The 16,691-nt window shown below is 67.8% G+C and carries 17 protein-coding genes; 4 read left to right on the plus strand and 13 right to left on the minus strand.

The annotated features are described in order from the left end of the window. Nucleotides 1-21 precede the first annotated feature (21 nt). Genes NN4_RS00850 through NN4_RS00865 form a run of 4 tightly spaced genes read right to left on the minus strand, consistent with a single transcriptional unit; the run spans nt 22 to nt 3,701 of the window. Entirely contained in the window at nt 22-621 is a 600-nt protein-coding gene (locus NN4_RS00850; RefSeq protein ID WP_107656668.1) for a GTP-binding protein, read from the minus strand. Continuing rightward, a complete protein-coding gene (locus tag NN4_RS00855) occupies nt 602-976 on the minus strand; it encodes a DUF742 domain-containing protein (protein ID WP_107656669.1) in 375 nt (124 codons plus the stop codon). Before NN4_RS00855 ends, NN4_RS00850 begins: the two co-directional genes overlap by 20 nt. Further along, complete coding sequence (locus NN4_RS00860; RefSeq protein WP_107656670.1) at nt 973-1,398, minus strand: roadblock/LC7 domain-containing protein; 426 nt, start codon at nt 1,396-1,398, stop codon at nt 973-975. The genes NN4_RS00855 and NN4_RS00860 overlap by 4 nt, the downstream gene beginning before the upstream one ends. A 2-nt stretch (nt 1,399-1,400) precedes the next feature. Beyond that, nucleotides 1,401-3,701 carry a sensor histidine kinase gene (locus NN4_RS00865; protein ID WP_246180630.1) on the minus strand — a complete coding sequence of 767 codons (2,301 nt, stop codon included), beginning with the start codon at nt 3,699-3,701 and terminating at the stop codon, nt 1,401-1,403. 290 nt (nt 3,702-3,991) lie between these two features. Here NN4_RS00865 and NN4_RS00870 point away from each other — a divergent pair, with 290 nt between their 5' ends. Continuing rightward, entirely contained in the window at nt 3,992-5,545 is a 1,554-nt protein-coding gene (locus NN4_RS00870; protein WP_147127999.1) for a succinic semialdehyde dehydrogenase, read from the plus strand. 160 nt (nt 5,546-5,705) lie between these two features. Here NN4_RS00870 and NN4_RS00875 read toward each other — a convergent pair whose 3' ends face one another. The 3 genes from NN4_RS00875 to NN4_RS00885 all read right to left on the minus strand — a co-directional run bounded on the left by NN4_RS00875 (nt 5,706) and on the right by NN4_RS00885 (nt 8,944). Beyond that, nucleotides 5,706-6,095, minus strand: coding sequence for a DUF779 domain-containing protein (locus NN4_RS00875; RefSeq protein WP_107656672.1), 390 nt, complete (start codon nt 6,093-6,095; stop codon nt 5,706-5,708). Beyond that, nucleotides 6,095-7,612, minus strand: a complete 1,518-nt coding sequence (locus tag NN4_RS00880; RefSeq protein WP_147128000.1) for an aldehyde dehydrogenase family protein — start codon at nt 7,610-7,612, stop codon at nt 6,095-6,097. Before NN4_RS00880 ends, NN4_RS00875 begins: the two co-directional genes overlap by 1 nt. 99 nt (nt 7,613-7,711) lie before the next feature. Beyond that, the gene (locus NN4_RS00885) at nt 7,712-8,944 is read right to left on the minus strand and encodes a transcriptional regulator (RefSeq protein ID WP_135231031.1); all 1,233 of its coding nucleotides are present in this window, start codon (nt 8,942-8,944) and stop codon (nt 7,712-7,714) included. Between the two features lie 190 nt (nt 8,945-9,134). Here NN4_RS00885 and NN4_RS00890 point away from each other — a divergent pair, with 190 nt between their 5' ends. Then, a complete protein-coding gene (locus NN4_RS00890) occupies nt 9,135-9,551 on the plus strand; it encodes an MmcQ/YjbR family DNA-binding protein (protein ID WP_147128001.1) in 417 nt (138 codons plus the stop codon). A 40-nt stretch (nt 9,552-9,591) separates the two neighbouring features. On the opposite strand, the gene NN4_RS00895 is transcribed toward NN4_RS00890, so the two are convergent. The 3 genes from NN4_RS00895 to NN4_RS00905 form a co-directional block, all read right to left on the minus strand. Next, entirely contained in the window at nt 9,592-9,915 is a 324-nt protein-coding gene (locus tag NN4_RS00895) for a hypothetical protein (protein WP_107656676.1), read from the minus strand. Nucleotides 9,916-10,034: 119 nt separating this feature from the next. Then, nucleotides 10,035-11,177, minus strand: coding sequence for an alkaline phosphatase family protein (locus NN4_RS00900; protein WP_147128002.1), 1,143 nt, complete (start codon nt 11,175-11,177; stop codon nt 10,035-10,037). A gap of 130 nt (nt 11,178-11,307) precedes the next feature. Further along, nucleotides 11,308-11,616 carry a nuclear transport factor 2-like protein gene (locus NN4_RS00905; RefSeq protein ID WP_147128003.1) on the minus strand — a complete coding sequence of 103 codons (309 nt, stop codon included), beginning with the start codon at nt 11,614-11,616 and terminating at the stop codon, nt 11,308-11,310. A gap of 144 nt (nt 11,617-11,760) precedes the next feature. Here NN4_RS00905 and NN4_RS00910 point away from each other — a divergent pair, with 144 nt between their 5' ends. Further along, on the plus strand, nt 11,761-12,645 hold the full coding sequence (locus NN4_RS00910) for an LLM class F420-dependent oxidoreductase (protein ID WP_147128004.1): 885 nt from the start codon (nt 11,761-11,763) through the stop codon (nt 12,643-12,645). 201 nt (nt 12,646-12,846) lie between these two features. Here the strand turns inward: NN4_RS00910 and NN4_RS00915 are convergent, their stop codons facing one another. From NN4_RS00915 to NN4_RS00925, 3 genes are read right to left on the minus strand one after another with little or no spacing between them, the layout of a single operon-like run. Further along, entirely contained in the window at nt 12,847-13,254 is a 408-nt protein-coding gene (locus NN4_RS00915) for a type II toxin-antitoxin system VapC family toxin (protein WP_147128005.1), read from the minus strand. After that, entirely contained in the window at nt 13,251-13,538 is a 288-nt protein-coding gene (locus tag NN4_RS00920) for a ribbon-helix-helix domain-containing protein (protein ID WP_135231041.1), read from the minus strand. Before NN4_RS00920 ends, NN4_RS00915 begins: the two co-directional genes overlap by 4 nt. 28 nt (nt 13,539-13,566) lie before the next feature. Beyond that, nucleotides 13,567-14,163 (minus strand): class I SAM-dependent methyltransferase, encoded by a 597-nt coding sequence (locus NN4_RS00925; RefSeq protein ID WP_246180631.1) that lies wholly within the window; start codon nt 14,161-14,163, stop codon nt 13,567-13,569. Nucleotides 14,164-14,255: 92 nt separating this feature from the next. Here NN4_RS00925 and NN4_RS00930 point away from each other — a divergent pair, with 92 nt between their 5' ends. Then, a complete protein-coding gene (locus NN4_RS00930; RefSeq protein WP_147128007.1) occupies nt 14,256-16,538 on the plus strand; it encodes an ATP-binding cassette domain-containing protein in 2,283 nt (760 codons plus the stop codon). Nucleotides 16,539-16,691 lie beyond the last annotated feature (153 nt).

Below are 16,691 nucleotides of genomic sequence, written 5' to 3' on the forward strand. Positions count from 1 at the left end.
TCCGACAGCCGGGGCGCAAGCTCAGGTGGTGACCGCCGACGGCTGTACCCGCTCGATGAGGTGCTCCACCAACGTCATCAGGACCAGCTTGCACGACCCGCGATCGCGGGCATCACACAGCAGTACCGGCGTGCTCGGGTCGAGGTCGAGCGCGTCGCGCACCTCGTCGATGGTGTAGACCGGTGCACCGTCGAAGCAGTTGACGCCGACGATGAACGGCAGCCTGCGCCGTTCGAAGAAGTCCACGGCGGCAAAGGAATTGCCGAGGCGGCGGGTGTCGGCCAGCACGACCGCGCCGAGAGCGCCGCGAGCCAGCTCGTCCCAGAGGAACCAGAAGCGGTCCTGTCCCGGCGTGCCGAACAGATACAGCACCAGGTCTCGGTCGATGGTGAGCCTGCCGAAGTCCAGGGCGACCGTGGTCGTTGTCTTCGATTCCACGCCGGACAGATCGTCGACGCCGGTGCTGACCTCGGTGATCAGCTCTTCGGTGCGCAGCGGCGCGACCTCGCTGATCGCCGAGACCATGGTCGTCTTGCCGACGCCGAAGCCGCCGGCGACGAGGATCTTGACCGAGGCGGCCAAATGCGGCGTGCCGCTGGGGTCAAAGTTTTCGGATTCCATCCAGTACCGCTCGCAATATGTTGAGGTCTTCGGGCCCGGCTTCCGTCGGTACGGGAGCACGGAATATGAGTTGCCCGTCGCCGATGAGGTCGCCGACGAGGATCTTCGTCACCGCGAGCGGTAAACGCAACTGTGCCGACACTTCGGCCACCGATTGCGAAACACGGCACAGCCGAAGGATATCGGCGTATTCGGGTTCCATTCGGCGCAGCGGGCTCGCCGATTCGTCGGTGACCACCGACGTGAGCATGTCCAGTTCGGGACCGGCCGCGCTGGTGCGCCCGCGGGTGACCGCGTAGGGGCGCACCAGCGGACCTGCCGCCTCGTCGAACCAGGGCTCACGCGGGTGCGTCATGGCAGATTCGACTCGCCCTGTCCGACGAGATCACGCCGTGGCGTGGTGGACAGATAGGTGCCGACACGTTGCACGGTGAGGTTCATTTCGTAGGCCACCATGCCCAGGTTCGCGGACTCGATCGCTTGCAGCGCAAGGCATGCGTTGTCACCGGCGGAGGTGACGAACAGCACGGCCCGGTCGAGTTCGATGACGGCCTGGCGGACCCCGCCGCCGTCGAATCGGTTGCCCGCGCTGCGCGCGAGCCCGTAGAGCGCCGAGGACATCGCGCCGAAGTGTTCGGCGTCTTCGCGGGTCATCGCGCTGGAGCGGCCGAGTAACAGTCCGTCGGTGGACAGCACCACCGCGTGGCGTACCCCGGCCAGCCGGTCGACGAGATCGTCGAGCAACCAATTGAGATCACCTGTAGGAGAAGCGGACACTCCTAACCTTCCTGTTCGTCCGAGACCACAGCGGAGCGTCGGCCCTGCCTGGTCCCGTTCTCGATGGCGGACATCAGATCGCGTGCTTGTTCGGCGGACCGGGCGGGCGGCGCCGGGGCGGCGGGCGGCTCGGGTGCGGGTTCGGCCAGTTGCGGGGCCAGATTGGTTTGCCTGCTCCGGCGGGGCAGAGCGGGGCGGCCGTCGCCGTCGGGGCGCGGTGCGGGGGGCTGGTGCGGGCGTGGGCCGTAGGGCGGCGGCGATTCGATTGCCAGTGTCGCGACCGCTCCTGTTGCGGGCTGGGCGGATTCGACGGGTTCGGGCGCCGCCGGTGCCGTCATGCGCCGCCGCCGGCCGGGGTCGGTGAGCTCGGCCGGGGTCTGCGCGGGCACCGAGTCGGTGACGATCAGGGCCGAGGGGATGAGCACGATCGCTTTGATGCCGCCGTAATCGGATTCGGAGAGCCGCACCGTGACACCGTGGCGCACGGCGAGCTGGGCGAGCACGAACAGCCCGAGGCGCGAGTCCGCGGACAGGGCCGCGACACCGAAATCCGGTGGGGTGCGCAACATGTCGTTGAGCCGGGTGAGCTCGGACTCGGGCATGCCCATGCCCTGGTCGCTGATCTCGGTGACCACGCCCTTGCCGACCACGTTGCCGCTGACCTCGACGCGCGACTGCGGCGGGGAGAAGGCGGTGGCGTTGTCGACGAGTTCGGCGAGCAGGTGGATGAGGTCGGCGACGACGGTGCCGACGACGTGCACCTCGGGCAGCCGCGAGACCCGAACCCTGGCGTAGTCCAGGGTTTCGCCGACCGAGCTGCGCACCAGGTCCATCAGCGGGACCGGGTTGCGCCACTGCCTGCCGGGCTGGCCGCCGCCGAGGATGGTGAGGTTCTCGGCGTTGCGGCGTTCCCGGGTGGCCAAATGATCGAGCCGGAACAATGTGTCGAGCAGCGCCGGATCCTCTTGGCGCCGTTCGGCTTCGTCGAGGATCTCGAGCTGGCGGTGCACCACGATCTGGCTGCGGTGGGCGATATTGAGGAAGACCGCCTTGACGCCCTCGCGGGTGCGGGCCTCGGCGACCGCGGCGCCGATGGCCGCGGCGTGCGCGTGCTGGAACGCCCTGGCGACCTGGCCGATCTCGTCGTGGCCGAAGTCCAGCACCGGCGTTTCGGCTGCGGGGTCGATCATTTCGCCCTCGTTGAGCCTGCGCATGGTCTCGGGCAGACGTTCGTCGGCCATGGCGAAGGTCTGCCTGCGCAGCCGCTTGAGCCTGCGGATGATGCGGTTGGCCAGCACCAGCGCGATCAGGAAGGCCGCGATGCTGACCACCAGCACGCCGCCGCCGGCGTAGAGCGAGTTCGCGGCGGAGGTGTTGGCCTTGTCCTCGGCCAGTTCCTGGGCGTGCTTGTTCTGCGAGATCCAGACGTCGATCAGGGTGCGGTTCACTTCGGCGGCGGCGTTCTGCCAGTCCGTCGTCGACATCGGCAGCGGCAGCTGTTTGGCGCTGCTCGCGGAACTACTGCTGCTCGACGAACTGCTGGACGAGCTGTTCGCGGCGTTGGCCTGCGTGACCAGATAGCGTTGCGCGAGCGCGGTTTCCATCAGCGACAGCTGCTGCCAGGCGTTGCTTCCGGTGAGCTTCTGCAACCGCTCGTGCTGGGCGCTGGCGGCGCCTTGTTCGCTGGCCAAATAACCGATTTCCGTGTGGTAGAAGCCGACCTGGCGCAGGAACTCCTCGATCGGGATGGCGGCCGGTCCGTCGTTGGTGGCGAGCATGACGCCCAGGGCGTTGCTGCGGGCCATCGCCTCGGCGGCGTTGAGGAAGCGCATGCCGTCGGCGATCGCGACGCCGATCTCGGTGTCGGGTGCGGTCTGCTCGGCGATCTCGGTGCCGACGGAGATGACGTCGAGCAGCCGGTTGTAGAACATGTAGGCGTCGGAGGGTTGCAGCTGGCCGCCGTCGGTGGCCATCCGCACCTGGGTCATCTGGCTGAGCAGGGTGTTGAAGCCCGCGACGTCGTCGCCGATCTTGGAGTCGTCGACCGCGCGCAGCCCGGCCGAGATCTCGATCAGCCCGCGCATCGCGCCGTCGAGGCGGATCCGCGCGGCGGCCAGTGCGGGCGGCACGGTGTCGTCACCGGCGAGCTGGGCCAAGGCCAGTCGGCGTTCCTGCTGAACCGCCTCCATCAACTCCCTGGTGTGCGGGATCGCCTTCTGGTTCTGCACCGCCCACTCTCGGGCCGTCGTCCCTTCGGCTACCAGGTACCCCGCTGCGCCCACGCCGACTACAAGCAGAGTCAAGCTCGGAATGAGCGCGATTGCCAGGATTCGCGTACGAACCCCGAGCCTCGCTCTGAACATCGGGTCAACCTAAACCACAAAACGGACCGTCTGTCCGTTGTGTCCCGGTGAGTGGGACTGGAATTGACTTTGCCGCGCCGACCGCGAATAAGCGACATTTCGGGCCGAATGGGCGACGATCGGGCACGATGTGCAGTGCAGTGGCTTCTGACTAGGCCGCGTCCGGCGTAGATTGTGTGTATCTCTCGGTTACACAAGATCGCATCGATATACACCTGTAGGAGGCAACGATGCCCGCGCCCGAAGCCGCAGTCTTCGACCGTCTGAGCGCGCTGGCCGCGATAGACCGCCCGGAAGACCGCTCGCGCAAGACCATTGCCGAGACCTTCACCGGTCACCCGCTGGGCAGCGTGCCGGTGGGCACCGCCGAGGACGTGACCGCGGCGTTCGAGAAGGCCAGGACCGCGCAGACCCGCTGGGCGGCACGCTCGGTCGCCGACCGCGCCGCGGTGCTGGAACGGTATCGGGCGCTGATCGTGGAGCACCGCGAGTTCCTGATGGACGTGGTGCAGGCCGAGACCGGCAAGGCACGCTGGGCGGCCCAGGAAGAGATCATGGGCCTGATCTTCGCGGCCCGCTACTTCGCCAAGAACGCCGCGAAACTGTTGAGCCCGCACAGCGTGCCCGGCGCGTTCCCGGTGCTCAACCGCACCTCGGTGCGCACCCAGCCCAAGGGCGTCGTCGGTGTGGTCGCGCCGTGGAACTATCCGATGCTGCTCTCGATCGGCGACTCCATCCCGGCGCTGATCGCGGGCAACGCGGTGCTCGTCAAGCCCGACAGCCAGACCCCGTTCTCCTCGCTGGCCAACGCCGAGTTGCTCTACCGCGCGGGCCTGCCGCGCGATCTGCTCGCGGTGGTGCCCGGGCCGGGCACCGTGGTCGGCACCGCCATCGTCGAGGGCTGCGACTACCTGATGTTCACCGGCTCCTCGGCGACCGGGCGCACCCTGGCCGAGCAGTGCGGGCGCAGGCTGATCGGGTTCTCCGCCGAGCTCGGCGGCAAGAACCCGATGATCGTGGCCAAGGGCGCGAACCTGGACAAGGTCGCCAAGGCCGCGGTGCGCGCGTGCTTCTCCAACGCCGGGCAGCTGTGCATCTCGATCGAGCGGCTCTATGTCGAGCGCGCGATCGCCGACGAGTTCACCGAGAAGTTCGTCGCCGCCGTCAACGCCGCGAAACTCGGTGCGGCCTATGACTATTCGGCCGATATCGGCTCGCTGATCTCCGAGGCGCAGCTCGAGACCGTCACCAAGCATGTCGCCGACGCCACCTCCAAGGGTGCGAAGGTGCTCGCCGGCGGCAAGGCCCGCCCGGATCTGGGTCCGCTGTTCTTCGAACCGACCGTGCTCGCCGAGGTGACCGACGAGATGGAGTGCGGGCGCAATGAGACCTTCGGCCCGCTGGTCTCGATCTATCCGGTCGACACCGTGGACGAGGCCGTGCGCCTGGCCAACGACACCGAATACGGCCTCAACGCCAGCGTGTGGGCGGCGAGCAAGTCCGAGGGCGAGCGCATCGCCGCACAACTGCACGCGGGCACCGTGTGCGTCGACGAGGGCTATGCCCCCGCATGGGGCAGCACCGCCGCGCCGATGGGTGGCATGGGGATCTCCGGGGTCGGGCGCAGGCACGGCCCCGACGGGCTGCTCAAGTTCACCGAACCGCAGACCGTGGTGGTCACCCGTTTCCTGAATCTGGATGCGCCGCCGCTGGTTTCGCAGGACAAGTGGCAGCGGTTCCTGATGACCGTCGCGCGCAGCCTGCGGTTCCTGCCCGGTCGCTGATGTCGACGTCCGCCGGGTGGTCGTGCGCCCACCCGGCAGACGCCGCCGCCGGTTCTTCTCCGAGGAGCGCCGGTCCGCCCGCGCGCGGCGAGTGCGGAGGTTGGCCCGCCCCGCGCGATCGTCCGGTTCGACAGTGCGGGCTCGGAGATCCCGGTGGTCTCTAGGTCAGCCGATCGGCGCCGGTGCGTGGCGGCGGCAACAGGGCCGCTTCCTGATCGGTGAGCAGCCGGGAGCGGATGACGAAGCGCACCCCGTCGGGGGCCTCCAGCGACAGGCCGCTGCCGCGCCCGTCCACGACGTCCACGGTCAGGTGGGTGTGCTTCCACACCTCGTATTGGTCGGCGCTCATCCAGAATTCGGTGTGCCAGGGCAGGTGACCGAGCAGCACGTCGGCGCCGCAGATCCGGAACTCGCGCACCGGGAAACACATCGGCGCGGTGTCGTCGTCGGATTGATGGAACAGCACGGCTCCGTGGTGTTGGATCAACTGCCGCAGCACCGTCCGGGCCCGTTCGGTGATGGCGATCCGATGGGTTCGATATTGCTGCATCAGAAGAACCCCAGTTTCGTCGGCGAGTAGCTGACCAGTAGGTTCTTGGTCTGCTGATAGTGGTCCAGCATCATCTTGTGGTTCTCGCGGCCGATGCCGGATTTCTTGTAGCCACCGAACGCGGCGTGCGCCGGGTGGGTGTTGTAGCAGTTGGTCCAGACCCGGCCCGCTTTGATGGCGCGGCCCATCCGGTAGGCGGTGCTGCCGTCTCGGGTCCACACGCCCGCGCTCAGACCGTAGAAGGTGTCGTTGGCGATGCGTACCGCTTCCTCGACGGTGTCGAACCGGGTCACCGCGACCACCGGTCCGAAGATCTCCTCCCGGAACACCCGCATGGTGTTGTCGCCCTCGAAGATGGTGGGCTGGATGTAGCAGCCGCCGGGCAGTCCGTCGACCTTGCGTACTTCCCCTCCGGTGCGCACGCGGGCCCCTTCCTGCCTGCCGATGTCGATGTAGGACAGGATCTTTTCGCACTGCTCGGCGGTGGTCTGGGCGCCGATCATGGTGGTGTCGTCGAGCGGATCGCCGCCGATGACGGCCTCGGTGCGGGCCACACAGCGGGCCAGGAACTCGTCGTAGATCGAGGAGTGGATCAGCGCGCGTGACGGGCAGCCATACACCTCGCCCTGATTGAACGCGAACATCGCGAAACCCTCGATCGCCTTGTCCAGCAACGCGTCGTCGGCGGCCATGATGTCGGGCAGGAAGATATTGGGGCTCTTGCCACCCAGTTCGAGGCTGACCGGGACGATGTTCTCGCTGGCGTACTGCATGATCAGCCGCCCGGTGGTGGTCTCGCCGGTGAAGGCCAGCTGCGCCACCCGCGGGCTGCACGCCAACGGCTTTCCGGCCTCGAACCCGAAACCGTTGACCACGTTGAGCACTCCCGGCGGCAACAGGTCCGCGATGAGTTCGATGACGAGCAGGATCGAGGCCGGGGTCTGCTCGGCGGGCTTGAGCACCACGCAGTTACCCGCGGCCAAGGCGGGTGCGATCTTCCACGCGGCCATCAGGATCGGGAAGTTCCACGGGATGATCTGGCCGACCACGCCGAGCGGCTCGTGGAAGTGGTAAGCGACGGTGTCGCTGTCGATCTCGGCCACCCGGCCCTGCTGGGCGCGGATGGCGCCGGCGAAGTAGCGGAAGTGATCGACGGCCAACGGTAGGTCGGCAGACAGGGATTCGCGGACCGGTTTGCCGTTGTCCCAGGTTTCGGCGACGGCGAGGGGTTCGAGGCTGCGCTCGATCCGGTCGGCGATCTTGTTGAGAATGGCTGCCCGCTGAGCGGGTGAGGTAGCGCCCCACCGGACGGCGGCGGCGTGCGCGGCCTCGAGGGCCAGGTCGATGTCGGCCGCGCTGGAACGGGCCACCGCACAGAATGTTTCGCCGTCCACCGGGGAGACGTTGTCGAAGTAACGGCCCTCGATAGGCGGGGCCCAGTCGCCGTCGATGAAGTTGTCATAGCGGGTGGCGAAGCTGACGATGCCGGAGTCGGACCCCGGTCTGGCATAGATCATGACACTCGCTCCTCACAGAATCACTCTGAGAGGGCCACTATGACCGGTGAAGGTTGGTACGAGGTTGGTGTGCGCAGGTCAACCTGGCGCACGAGGGGTTCAGCTGTGCATCGCGGTGTGCAACCGGGCAGCGACCACGGCGCGGCGCACGTCGTCCAGGGGCAGCAGCCGCAGCGCGTGCTCGTGCACCTCGATATCGCCGGGTGCGCGTTCACCGAAGGCCACCGCGTGTTCGGCGCGGTCGCTGGCCAGCACCGCATTGCGCACGCCCACATCGAGATATGCGCGCCACTGCACCACGCCGGGGGTGTCCGAGCCGGGCAGCAGCGGGCCGCGGTAGAGCCACACCGCCGAGGTGGTGTCCCCGGCGGCGACGGCGGCCAGCAAGTCCACCGCATCGCAGGCGACCGGGCCGGTCAACAGATAGCGGCGGTTGGTGATCTCGCCGCCGGTGGCACGGCGCAGGTGCGAGACATCGGCTTTGAGGGTGCTGGTGGACACCGCACGGTCGCCGTAGACGGCGGCGTGCAGTTGCTCGGGGGTGAAGCCGTCGGGTTCGAGGGCGAGCAGGGCCAGGATCTCGAGCTGGCGCGGCGGCAGCGGGACGGGGCGGCCGTCGCGGATCAGCCGTGCGGTACCCAGACATTCGAGGCGCACGCCCGGGGTCGGCGCGGGTTCGGCTACGCGCAGCATGGTTTCCACGGCGGTGACCAGGGCCCGCACCGAGGTCATCACGGCCGGGTGTGAGCGGTCCCAGGAGCTGGACAGGTCGAGCACGCCGACCTGGCTGCCGTCGGGGGCGTGGATGGGTGCGGAGTAGCAGACCCAGCCGTGCAGGGCGGCGACGAGGTGTTCGGCGGAGAACACCGAGCAGGCGCGGTCGTCGTGCAGTGCGAGGGAGAGTCCGTTGGTGCCCATGTGGGATTCGTCCCAGCAGCCGCCGGGGGCGAAGTTGACGTTCTCGGCCTGCCTGCGCAGGGTGCGGTCGCCGCAGGACCACATGATGGTGCCGTCGGCGTCGGTGACCACGGCCAGATAGCCCGCGTCCTCGGTGATGCCGCGCAGGTCACTCGACAGTTCGGTGATCGGGGTGCGCAGCGGCGAGCGCGCCCAGGTGTCGCTGATGTCGTCGAGGCCGGGCGCGACGGTGACCGACGGGTCGACGCTGTGCAGCGAACGCTGCCAGGAGCGGGCGACGTCGGTGCGTAGCAAGGTCGTTCGGGGCGGGGGCGTGGCGATACTCGGAGCCGTAGCCCAGCGCTCCCATTCCTTCTCCAGTTCGGCCCGCTGCTGGGTCAGGGTGCGGAACTGTGCCACCTTGGGAAACCCCATCGTCGTGTGAGCTCACATTCGCTCTCTCATTCTGGCGTACGCACGACCGGAACGGGAGGGATTGACGGCAAACCGAACGGTCCCCATTGGTTGGGGTCGTGTCGCCTCGGCGTGGCGGGTGCGTTTGCCGCGCACAGTATGCGCGGCTGGTATGCGCGCCGGTGCCGGGGTGCGTCGCTATGCTGCTGGGATGGCTACCGTTTCGCGGCGGGCCCGGGTCGCCGACGTGCACGAACTGGCGTCGGCCATGCCGTATGTGACACGGGTCGACGGGCCGAGTGGCAACGCCGTGTATCAGGTCGGCGGTAAGTCTTTCGTGTTCTTTCGCACGCCACGTCCGGATGCGTTCGACGCCGAGACCGGGGAACGCTACAGCGATGTGATCGTGTTCTGGGTGCCCTCGGAGTCCGATAAGCAGGCGCTGGTGCAGGATCCGGAGTCGCCGTTCTTCACCACCGCGCATTTCGACGGTCATCCGTCGGTGCTGGTGCGCGGCAGTCGAATCGGTGAGCTCACCTATCGGGAGCTGTCCGAGGTCGTTCAGGATGCGTGGTTGTCGCGGGCATCGCGCAAGCGCGCGAACGACTGGGTGGCCGCACACCCCTGATCGGCAGTCGATGCGGTGTTGCATCGACTGCCGGAATGGGTCACTTGTTGATGAAAATGCCTGCGACGTCGGCGTTCTTGATGGGGGTTTCGGCGTTGCGCTGGCCGCCGCACAGCAGGTCGACCGAGACCATGGTCGCGTCGACGACGGTGCCGGCAGGTTCGCGCTCGTCGTTGGTCTGCTGCTTGACGAATTTGGTGATCGTCATGCGCTTTTCGTCCTGGTTCTGCTTGACGTACTCGTTGCACGGGGTGTCGCCGCCGCGGTTGAGGGCGCGCTGGACGTCGGTGCAGCCGGCGAGCATCAGCGCGACCGCCGCGATCGCGAGGCCGGTCCGTCCGGTCCGTGACAGCGTGGCGTTCATGTGCTCCTCCTGGATGCTTCGTCGCGCGGCCGTCCGCGTGATCGCGTCCAGCCTAGAGCCACCAACCGTCCGCGTGTCTCGGCCTGGGTTCGGCGGGTCGCCGCCAGTCCCGCGTGACTTCAGGAACGGAAGGTGAGTAGCGGGACGTCGAGTTCGGCGGGGGTGAGGGAGCCGTGGTGTCCGAGCATGATCGATTGGATGGGTTCGGCGCCGCTGCGGATGATGCCGCCGGTGCCGCGGGCGGCGACCACGAGGTCACCGATGCGGTCGGCGATGTGCGGGGCGACGACGGGGCCGAACCAGCCGCGGTCGATGGCTTCGGCGCGCGACAGTATGGCGAAGTCGGTGCCGAGGATGTCGTGCCAGGCGGCGGCGACGTCGGGGGTGGCGCCGGGTTCGGTGTAGACGTGGCGTGCCCGGGGTTCCCCGCCCAATTGCTGTACGCCGGTGCGTAGTTCGGGGTGGTTGTCGAAGTCGATCCGTTCGTCGAGTTCGACCATGCCGTGGTCGGCGGTGACGAGCAGTGCGGCACCGGGTGGTAACCGTTCGGCGATCTCGGCGGCGAGGCGGTCGACGTGGGCGAGTTCGAGCAGCCAGGCCGCCGAGGACGGTCCGCGCACGTGGCCGGTGGTGTCGAGATCGGCGTGGTAGGCGTAGACCAGGGAGCGGCTGCCCGCGCGGATCGCGGTGCCGATGCCGTCGATCAGGTCGCCGATGGAGAAGTTGGGGCGGAACTCGCAGCCGCGCAGGGACGCCCGGGTCAGTCCGGAACCGTTCTGGTAGTTCGGGGCTACTTGGGTGACGGTGATCCCGTGGGCCGCCGCGCGTTCGAATACCGTTGCGGTGGGCTGGAATTGCTCGGGAACGAGCTCGCGGAGCAGGTCGACGCGCTGACCATCGCCGTGTAGCTGCCAGCGCAGCGCGTTGACGAGGCGCTCCTGGCCGGGCATCCGCAGCAGGTAGCCGACGATGCCGTGTTCGCCGGGTGGCACGCCGACGCCGAGTGAGCTGAGACTGGTGGCGGTGGTGCTCGGGAAGCCTGCGGTCAGCGTGGTCGAGGCCAGGCCCGACAGGAACGGTGCCGCAGCGGGGTGGGCGGCCAGTGCGTGCGCGCCGAGCCCGTCGATGAGCAGCACGCACACCCGGTCGGCGGTGATGCCCAGCCCGAGCCGATCGATCTCGCCGGGCACGCCGAAACCGGCGAGCAGCGAAGGGAACACATCGGCCAGGGAGCCCGTTCCGTAACGGGGCGCGTCGAACACGAGGCTCAGGATGTCAAGATCGGTACCGCCCGGGCAAGGCCCCTTCGCACTGTCTCTCGGGATCCGCACTGACTACGGGCGCCCCTAGGCAGTGCAGATCCCGAGACAATGTGCGCATCTCGGCGCACGATCACGCTTGGCCGGTCTCGAAGCGGGCTACTTTGCCGTCGCGGACGGTGAAGCGCCAGCTGGTGCGCATGGAGCCCCAGCGGGAGTTGGTGTAGTCGGCGACGAGTTCGGTGCCGCCGTCGCCGATGGACTCGACCTGCATGTGGCCGTTGCTGCCGAAGACTTCCGAGTCGGTCCACTGCTTGACATTGCGTTCCTTGCCGTCGTCGGACATGGTCGCGTCGTCGGTGAGCGCGGCGAAGAGGCGGTCCTGGTCGTTGGCGTTGAGTGCGTCCACGAATTCCTGCACCACGGGATCTAGCTCAGTCATCTGGTTACCCCTCTCGGATCAGGTGGCGGAGCATGAGCGGGAGAGCAGCAAATCTCTGGCGTCCACTGTAGGGCAGATCGGGGACCGCCGCCGGGATGGCCGCGCCTGCTGTGCCCCGCGCCGCCTGCTGGTAGACAGGACGGTGTGACCGCACAGCGTCCATTCCGGTTCGGTGTCAACATGGTGGCGCCGGATTCCCGGAGTTACTGGATCGAAAAGTGCCGCAGGGCCGAGGAACTGGGTTACGACGTGATCGGGGTGGCCGACCATCTGGGGTGCCCCGCGCCGTTCCCGTCGATGATCCTGGCCGCCGAGGCGACCGAACGGGTGCGGTTGAACACCTTCGTGCTCAACGCCCCGTTCTACAACCCGGTGCTACTGGCCCGCGATATCGCCGGTGCCGACCAGCTGACCGATGGGCGGGTGGAGATCGGTCTGGGCGCGGGCTATGTGCAGGCCGAATTCGAGGCCGCGGGTATCCCTTTCGAGAGCGGCGGCAAGCGCGTCGACCATCTGGCGCGCACGGTCACCACGCTGCGCACTTTGTTCTCCGACCCCGAATATCAGCCGCGCCCCGCCCAGCCGTCCGGGCCGCCGCTGCTGCTCGCAGGCTGGGGCAACCGGCTGCTGCGCCTGGCCGCCGAGCATGCCGACATCATCGCGTTCCCGGGCGCGTCGGCGACGGAGAACGGTGGCCCGCTGCACCTGGCCGGGATCGGCGAGATGGCCGAGAAGGTCGAGTATGTGCGGGGCCTGCTCGGTAAGCGCGCCGACAGCGTGGAGTTCAACATCCTGATCCAGCGGGTGGTACCGCCGGAGGAACGCGCCGCGGTGCTGGAGTTGTTCGGTCCCGCGTTGCCCGACGATGTAGCCGACCATCCCGAAGAGTTGCCGACGTTGTTGATCGGTACGCCCGAGGAGATCGCCGAGCGGGTCCGCGCGCACCGTGCTCGCTATGGCTTCAGCTATATCACCGTGCTCGAGCACAGCATGGAGCAGTTCGCGCCGGTGATCGAGCTGTTGCGCTGAACCGGACGTAGCAACGCACACTTTCGATGTGGCGCAGACCGAATCGCATGCCATTCCGTTTGCGGGAGATCAAAAGTGTGCGTGTGGAGCCGGGCGGTCAGGCGCAGTGGGTTCGGCGCGGGCGGTAGCGGCTCGGTGATTGCCGCCGAGCCGGCCGCGGGTTGCGGGGAAGGCGGTCCGTGCCCCGGTCGCAGTGGCGGGTCAGGGTAGCGGGTCGATGATGACGCGGGAGTCGAGCTGGCGCAGCTTTTTCGGGCGTGCGGTGAGACAGGGCCAGTCGCGGGCGATGGCCTCGTGGGTGGCGTGACCGGCGGGCAGCAGGGCTTCGGCGTTGGAGCTGCCCGCGAGCACGGCACCGAGGTGGTCGGCGGCGGCGCGATCGAAGGCCGGGACGATGGTGTGTGGCAGTTCGAGCAGGGCCGCGAGGATGTCGAGCCGGTCGGCGGGGATGTGGGCGCGGGCCACGCCGAGGACGGTGGCGGGCACGACGATGGTGTTGCCCGCGTTCACGGTCGCCCATACGACGGCTTGGGCGTAGTTGGCTTGGTTGGCGAACCCGATGACGGCGGCGGTGTCGAAGACGACACCGCCCAGGGCCGCGGAGATCACGCGGCGCCGGCGTGCGGACTGCCAGCCTCCTCCTCGGATAACGGCGGTAGACCCTGCACGGCGCGGGCGCGGTTGATCAGATCCAGGGGCGGGCGGCCACCGAGGACTTGTTCGAGCTTGGCCAGCGACTGCGCCCGGCTGATCCGGCCCTGGACCGCCTCGGACACGAACGCCGACACCGATTCGATCCGGCCACCCGCGCGCCAGCCCTCGAGCGTCGCGACGAGTTCTTCGGGCAGCGTGACGGTGACCTTCCGCGTTTTCGGCTCCCGAGACGATGGCATACCACGACTGTATCGCGGCGGAGTATCGCTAGCGAGGGGTCACCTGGGCGGGTTTGTGCCAGAGCAGGGTGTAGCGCAGCAGCGGGCGGCGGCGGATCCGGGCGCCGGGCAGGATTTCGGTAGCGGCGGCGCGGATCTCGCGATAGGTGTCGCCGGGGTCGCGCATCGCGGCGCCGGGGTCGGCCAGTTTCGGGCGGTGCAGGGTGTCGATGGCCACGATGGCCGGCAACAGCGCCAGGTACGGAAAGTCGGTGCGCAGAGCGAACTTCCAGAGGCCGACAACGGCGAGGGTGCCGCCGGGGGCGACGAGGCGGCGCAGTGCGGTGAGGCCGTCCTTCAGTGGCACGTGGTGCAGGCTCGCAACGGCGGTGACGAAGTCGAAAGTGCCTGGGAGGTCGAGGAAGTCGGCCTTCTCGACGGTGAGGTTCGGGGTGGCCGGCACCGCGGCGAGGATGGCGGGGTCGACGTCGACGCCGTGCACGGTGAGGCCGCGGCGGGCGATCTTGGTGGCGAGAAGGCCGTCCCCGCAACCGATGTCGAGCGCTGTGCGGGCGTCAGCGGGGATCCGCGCGAGCAGCCAGCGGTGGTAGTGGGTGTTGTGGTTCCAGTAGGGATCGTCACGCACGCCATGAGGGTAGGGGGCAGAGTAAAAATGTAGTGTGATCTGCATCACAATTCCCCGCACAAAATGTCGGTATCTGATGGCAAGGTGTCGGTATGCCTTTTGCCGAATCCGCTGTTTCCACCGATGTCATCCGGGTCGCGGGAGCCAGCGAGCACAATCTGCGCGACGTGTCGCTGGAAATCCCCAAGAACAAGATCACCGTGTTCACCGGAGTGTCCGGGTCCGGCAAGTCCTCGATCGTGTTCGACACGATCGCGGTGGAGTCCCAGCGCCAGCTCTATGCCACGTTCCCGGCGTTCATCCTGAACTTCTTGCCCCGTTACGAACGCCCGCACGCCGAGGCGATGGAGAATCTGACCGCACCGGTGATCATCGACCAGCAGCCCGTCGGTGGTGGCCCGCGCTCGACGGTGGGCACGATGACCGACATCTTCTCGATGGTGCGCGCGATGTTCGCCCGATTCGGTTCGCCCTCAGCGGGTTTCGTCTACAACTACTCGTTCAACGTGCCCCAGGGCATGTGCCCGGACTGCGACGGCCTCGGTATCACGGTGCGCGCGGATCCGGATCGGCTGCTGGATCGGACCAAGTCGCTCAACGAGGGTGCGATCCTGCTGCCCGGCTACGGGGTCGGCAGCGGAGAATGGCAGCTCTACGGCACTTCGGGCCGGTTCGATCCGGACAAGAAACTCGCCGACTACACCGCCGAGGAGTTCGAGGACCTGTTGCACGGCTCCGGCGGCAAGGTGGAACTGACCTTCGCCAAGGGCACCTGGAAGGCCAATTACGAGGGCATCGCCACCAAGTTCACCCGTACCAGGCTGCAACGCGACACCTCCACGTTGAGCGAGAAGACCCGCGAGCAGATGCGGCAGTTCCTCACCGAGGGGATCTGCCCGACCTGTCACGGCGCCCGGCTCAACGCGGCGGCGCTGGCCACGAAGATCAACGGCCGCAATATCGCCGACTGGGCCGGCTTGCAGATCACCGACCTGATGGTGGTGCTCGACGAGATCACCGATCCGGCCGCGGTCGGGCTGGCCGCCGCGATCCGGACCTCGCTGCAGCGGGTCGCCGACATCGGGCTGGGCTATCTGAGCCTGGACCGGCCGACCTCGACGTTGTCCGGTGGTGAGGGGCAGCGGCTGAAGATGATCAAGCATCTGTCGAGCACGCTGATCGGGATGACCTACATTTTCGACGAACCGAGCGTCGGGCTGCATCCGCGCGACGTCGGCCGGTTGAACGATCTGCTGAAGGCGTTGCGGGACAAGGGCAACACGGTGCTCGTGGTCGAGCACGACCCCGACGTCATCCAGATCGCCGACCACGTCGTCGATGTCGGGCCGCGCGCGGGCCTGCACGGTGGGCAGGTGGTGTTCGAGGGCAGCTTCGCCGAGCTGCGGGCCGCCGACACCCCGACCGGCGCCGGGCTGCGCAGGCCGTTCCGCGTGAAGGACACCTTCCGGGCGGCCACGGGTGAGTTGCTGATCGAGCACGCCGATCTACACAACCTCAAGGATGTGACCGTCGGGATCCCGACCGGCATCCTGACCTCGATCACCGGGGTGGCCGGCTCCGGCAAGAGCAGCCTGATCCGGGATGTGTTCGTGGTCGAACACCCCGAGGCGATCTTCGTCGACCAGTCGGCCATCGCCGCGTCCTCGCGGTCGACGCCCGCGACCTACCTGGGGCTGATGGATCCGATCCGCAAGCTGTTCGCCAAGGCGACCGGGGAGTCGCCGGGGCTGTTCAGCTTCAACTCCGCGGGAGCGTGCAAGCAGTGTGAGGGTCGCGGGGTGATCATCACCGAGATCGCCTACATGGATCCGGTGACCACCCACTGCGATGCCTGCGACGGCCGCCGCTTCTCCGACGACGTGCTCGCACTGACCTTGCGCGGCAAGTCGATCGCCGACGTGCTGGAGTTGACCGCGGAAGAGGCGCTGGTGTTCTTCTCGGAGAAAGCACTGAATGCCAAGTTGCGCACCATGAACGAGGTCGGGCTGGACTACCTGAGTCTCGGCCAGGCCATGAGCACCCTGTCCGGTGGTGAACGTCAGCGGATCAAACTCGCCACCCAGCTGCAGAACACCGGCTCGATCTACGTGCTCGACGAACCCACCACCGGCCTGCACATGTCCGACGTGGACACCTTGCTCGCCCTGCTCGATGGTCTGGTGGACCGCGGCAACACGGTGGTAGTGATCGAACACAACCTCGATGTGGTTGCGCACTCGGACTGGGTGATCGACCTGGGTCCCGACGGCGGCAAGGCGGGTGGTGAAGTCGTGTTCACCGGCACCCCCGCCGAACTCTTGGATCACCCGACCTCGCTGACGGGGCAGTACTTGCGGAAGTACAAGGAGGCGTAGCGCGTCGGCAGACCCGCCGTGGGGTCGCGCGCTCAGAGATCTCCCCGGCTGCGCTGACCCCGGTCGTTCGATGCCCGGATAGTGCTGAGCGCGTTGGGTGGGGTTCCCGGCTTTCTCTTCCGCGACCGGGGATGGGCCAGGCGAAAGTTTCTG

Source organism: Nocardia ninae NBRC 108245, from assembly GCF_007990755.1.
GTDB lineage: Bacteria > Actinomycetota > Actinomycetes > Mycobacteriales > Mycobacteriaceae > Nocardia > Nocardia ninae.

What these genes read in the sequence shown, in the direction of transcription:
- NN4_RS00850 (WP_107656668.1), bottom strand. Translation starts at nt 621, where the DNA reads ATGGAATCCGAAAACTTTGACCCCAGCGGCACGCCGCATTTGGCCGCC.
- NN4_RS00855 (WP_107656669.1), bottom strand. Translation starts at nt 976, where the DNA reads ATGACGCACCCGCGTGAGCCCTGGTTCGACGAGGCGGCAGGTCCGCTG.
- NN4_RS00870 (WP_147127999.1), top strand. Translation starts at nt 3,992, where the DNA reads ATGCCCGCGCCCGAAGCCGCAGTCTTCGACCGTCTGAGCGCGCTGGCC.
- NN4_RS00875 (WP_107656672.1), bottom strand. Translation starts at nt 6,095, where the DNA reads ATGCAGCAATATCGAACCCATCGGATCGCCATCACCGAACGGGCCCGG.
- NN4_RS00880 (WP_147128000.1), bottom strand. Translation starts at nt 7,612, where the DNA reads ATGATCTATGCCAGACCGGGGTCCGACTCCGGCATCGTCAGCTTCGCC.
- NN4_RS00885 (WP_135231031.1), bottom strand. Translation starts at nt 8,944, where the DNA reads ATGGGGTTTCCCAAGGTGGCACAGTTCCGCACCCTGACCCAGCAGCGG.
- NN4_RS00890 (WP_147128001.1), top strand. Translation starts at nt 9,135, where the DNA reads ATGGCTACCGTTTCGCGGCGGGCCCGGGTCGCCGACGTGCACGAACTG.
- NN4_RS00895 (WP_107656676.1), bottom strand. Translation starts at nt 9,915, where the DNA reads ATGAACGCCACGCTGTCACGGACCGGACGGACCGGCCTCGCGATCGCG.
- NN4_RS00905 (WP_147128003.1), bottom strand. Translation starts at nt 11,616, where the DNA reads ATGACTGAGCTAGATCCCGTGGTGCAGGAATTCGTGGACGCACTCAAC.
- NN4_RS00920 (WP_135231041.1), bottom strand. Translation starts at nt 13,538, where the DNA reads ATGCCATCGTCTCGGGAGCCGAAAACGCGGAAGGTCACCGTCACGCTG.
- NN4_RS00930 (WP_147128007.1), top strand. Translation starts at nt 14,256, where the DNA reads ATGCCTTTTGCCGAATCCGCTGTTTCCACCGATGTCATCCGGGTCGCG.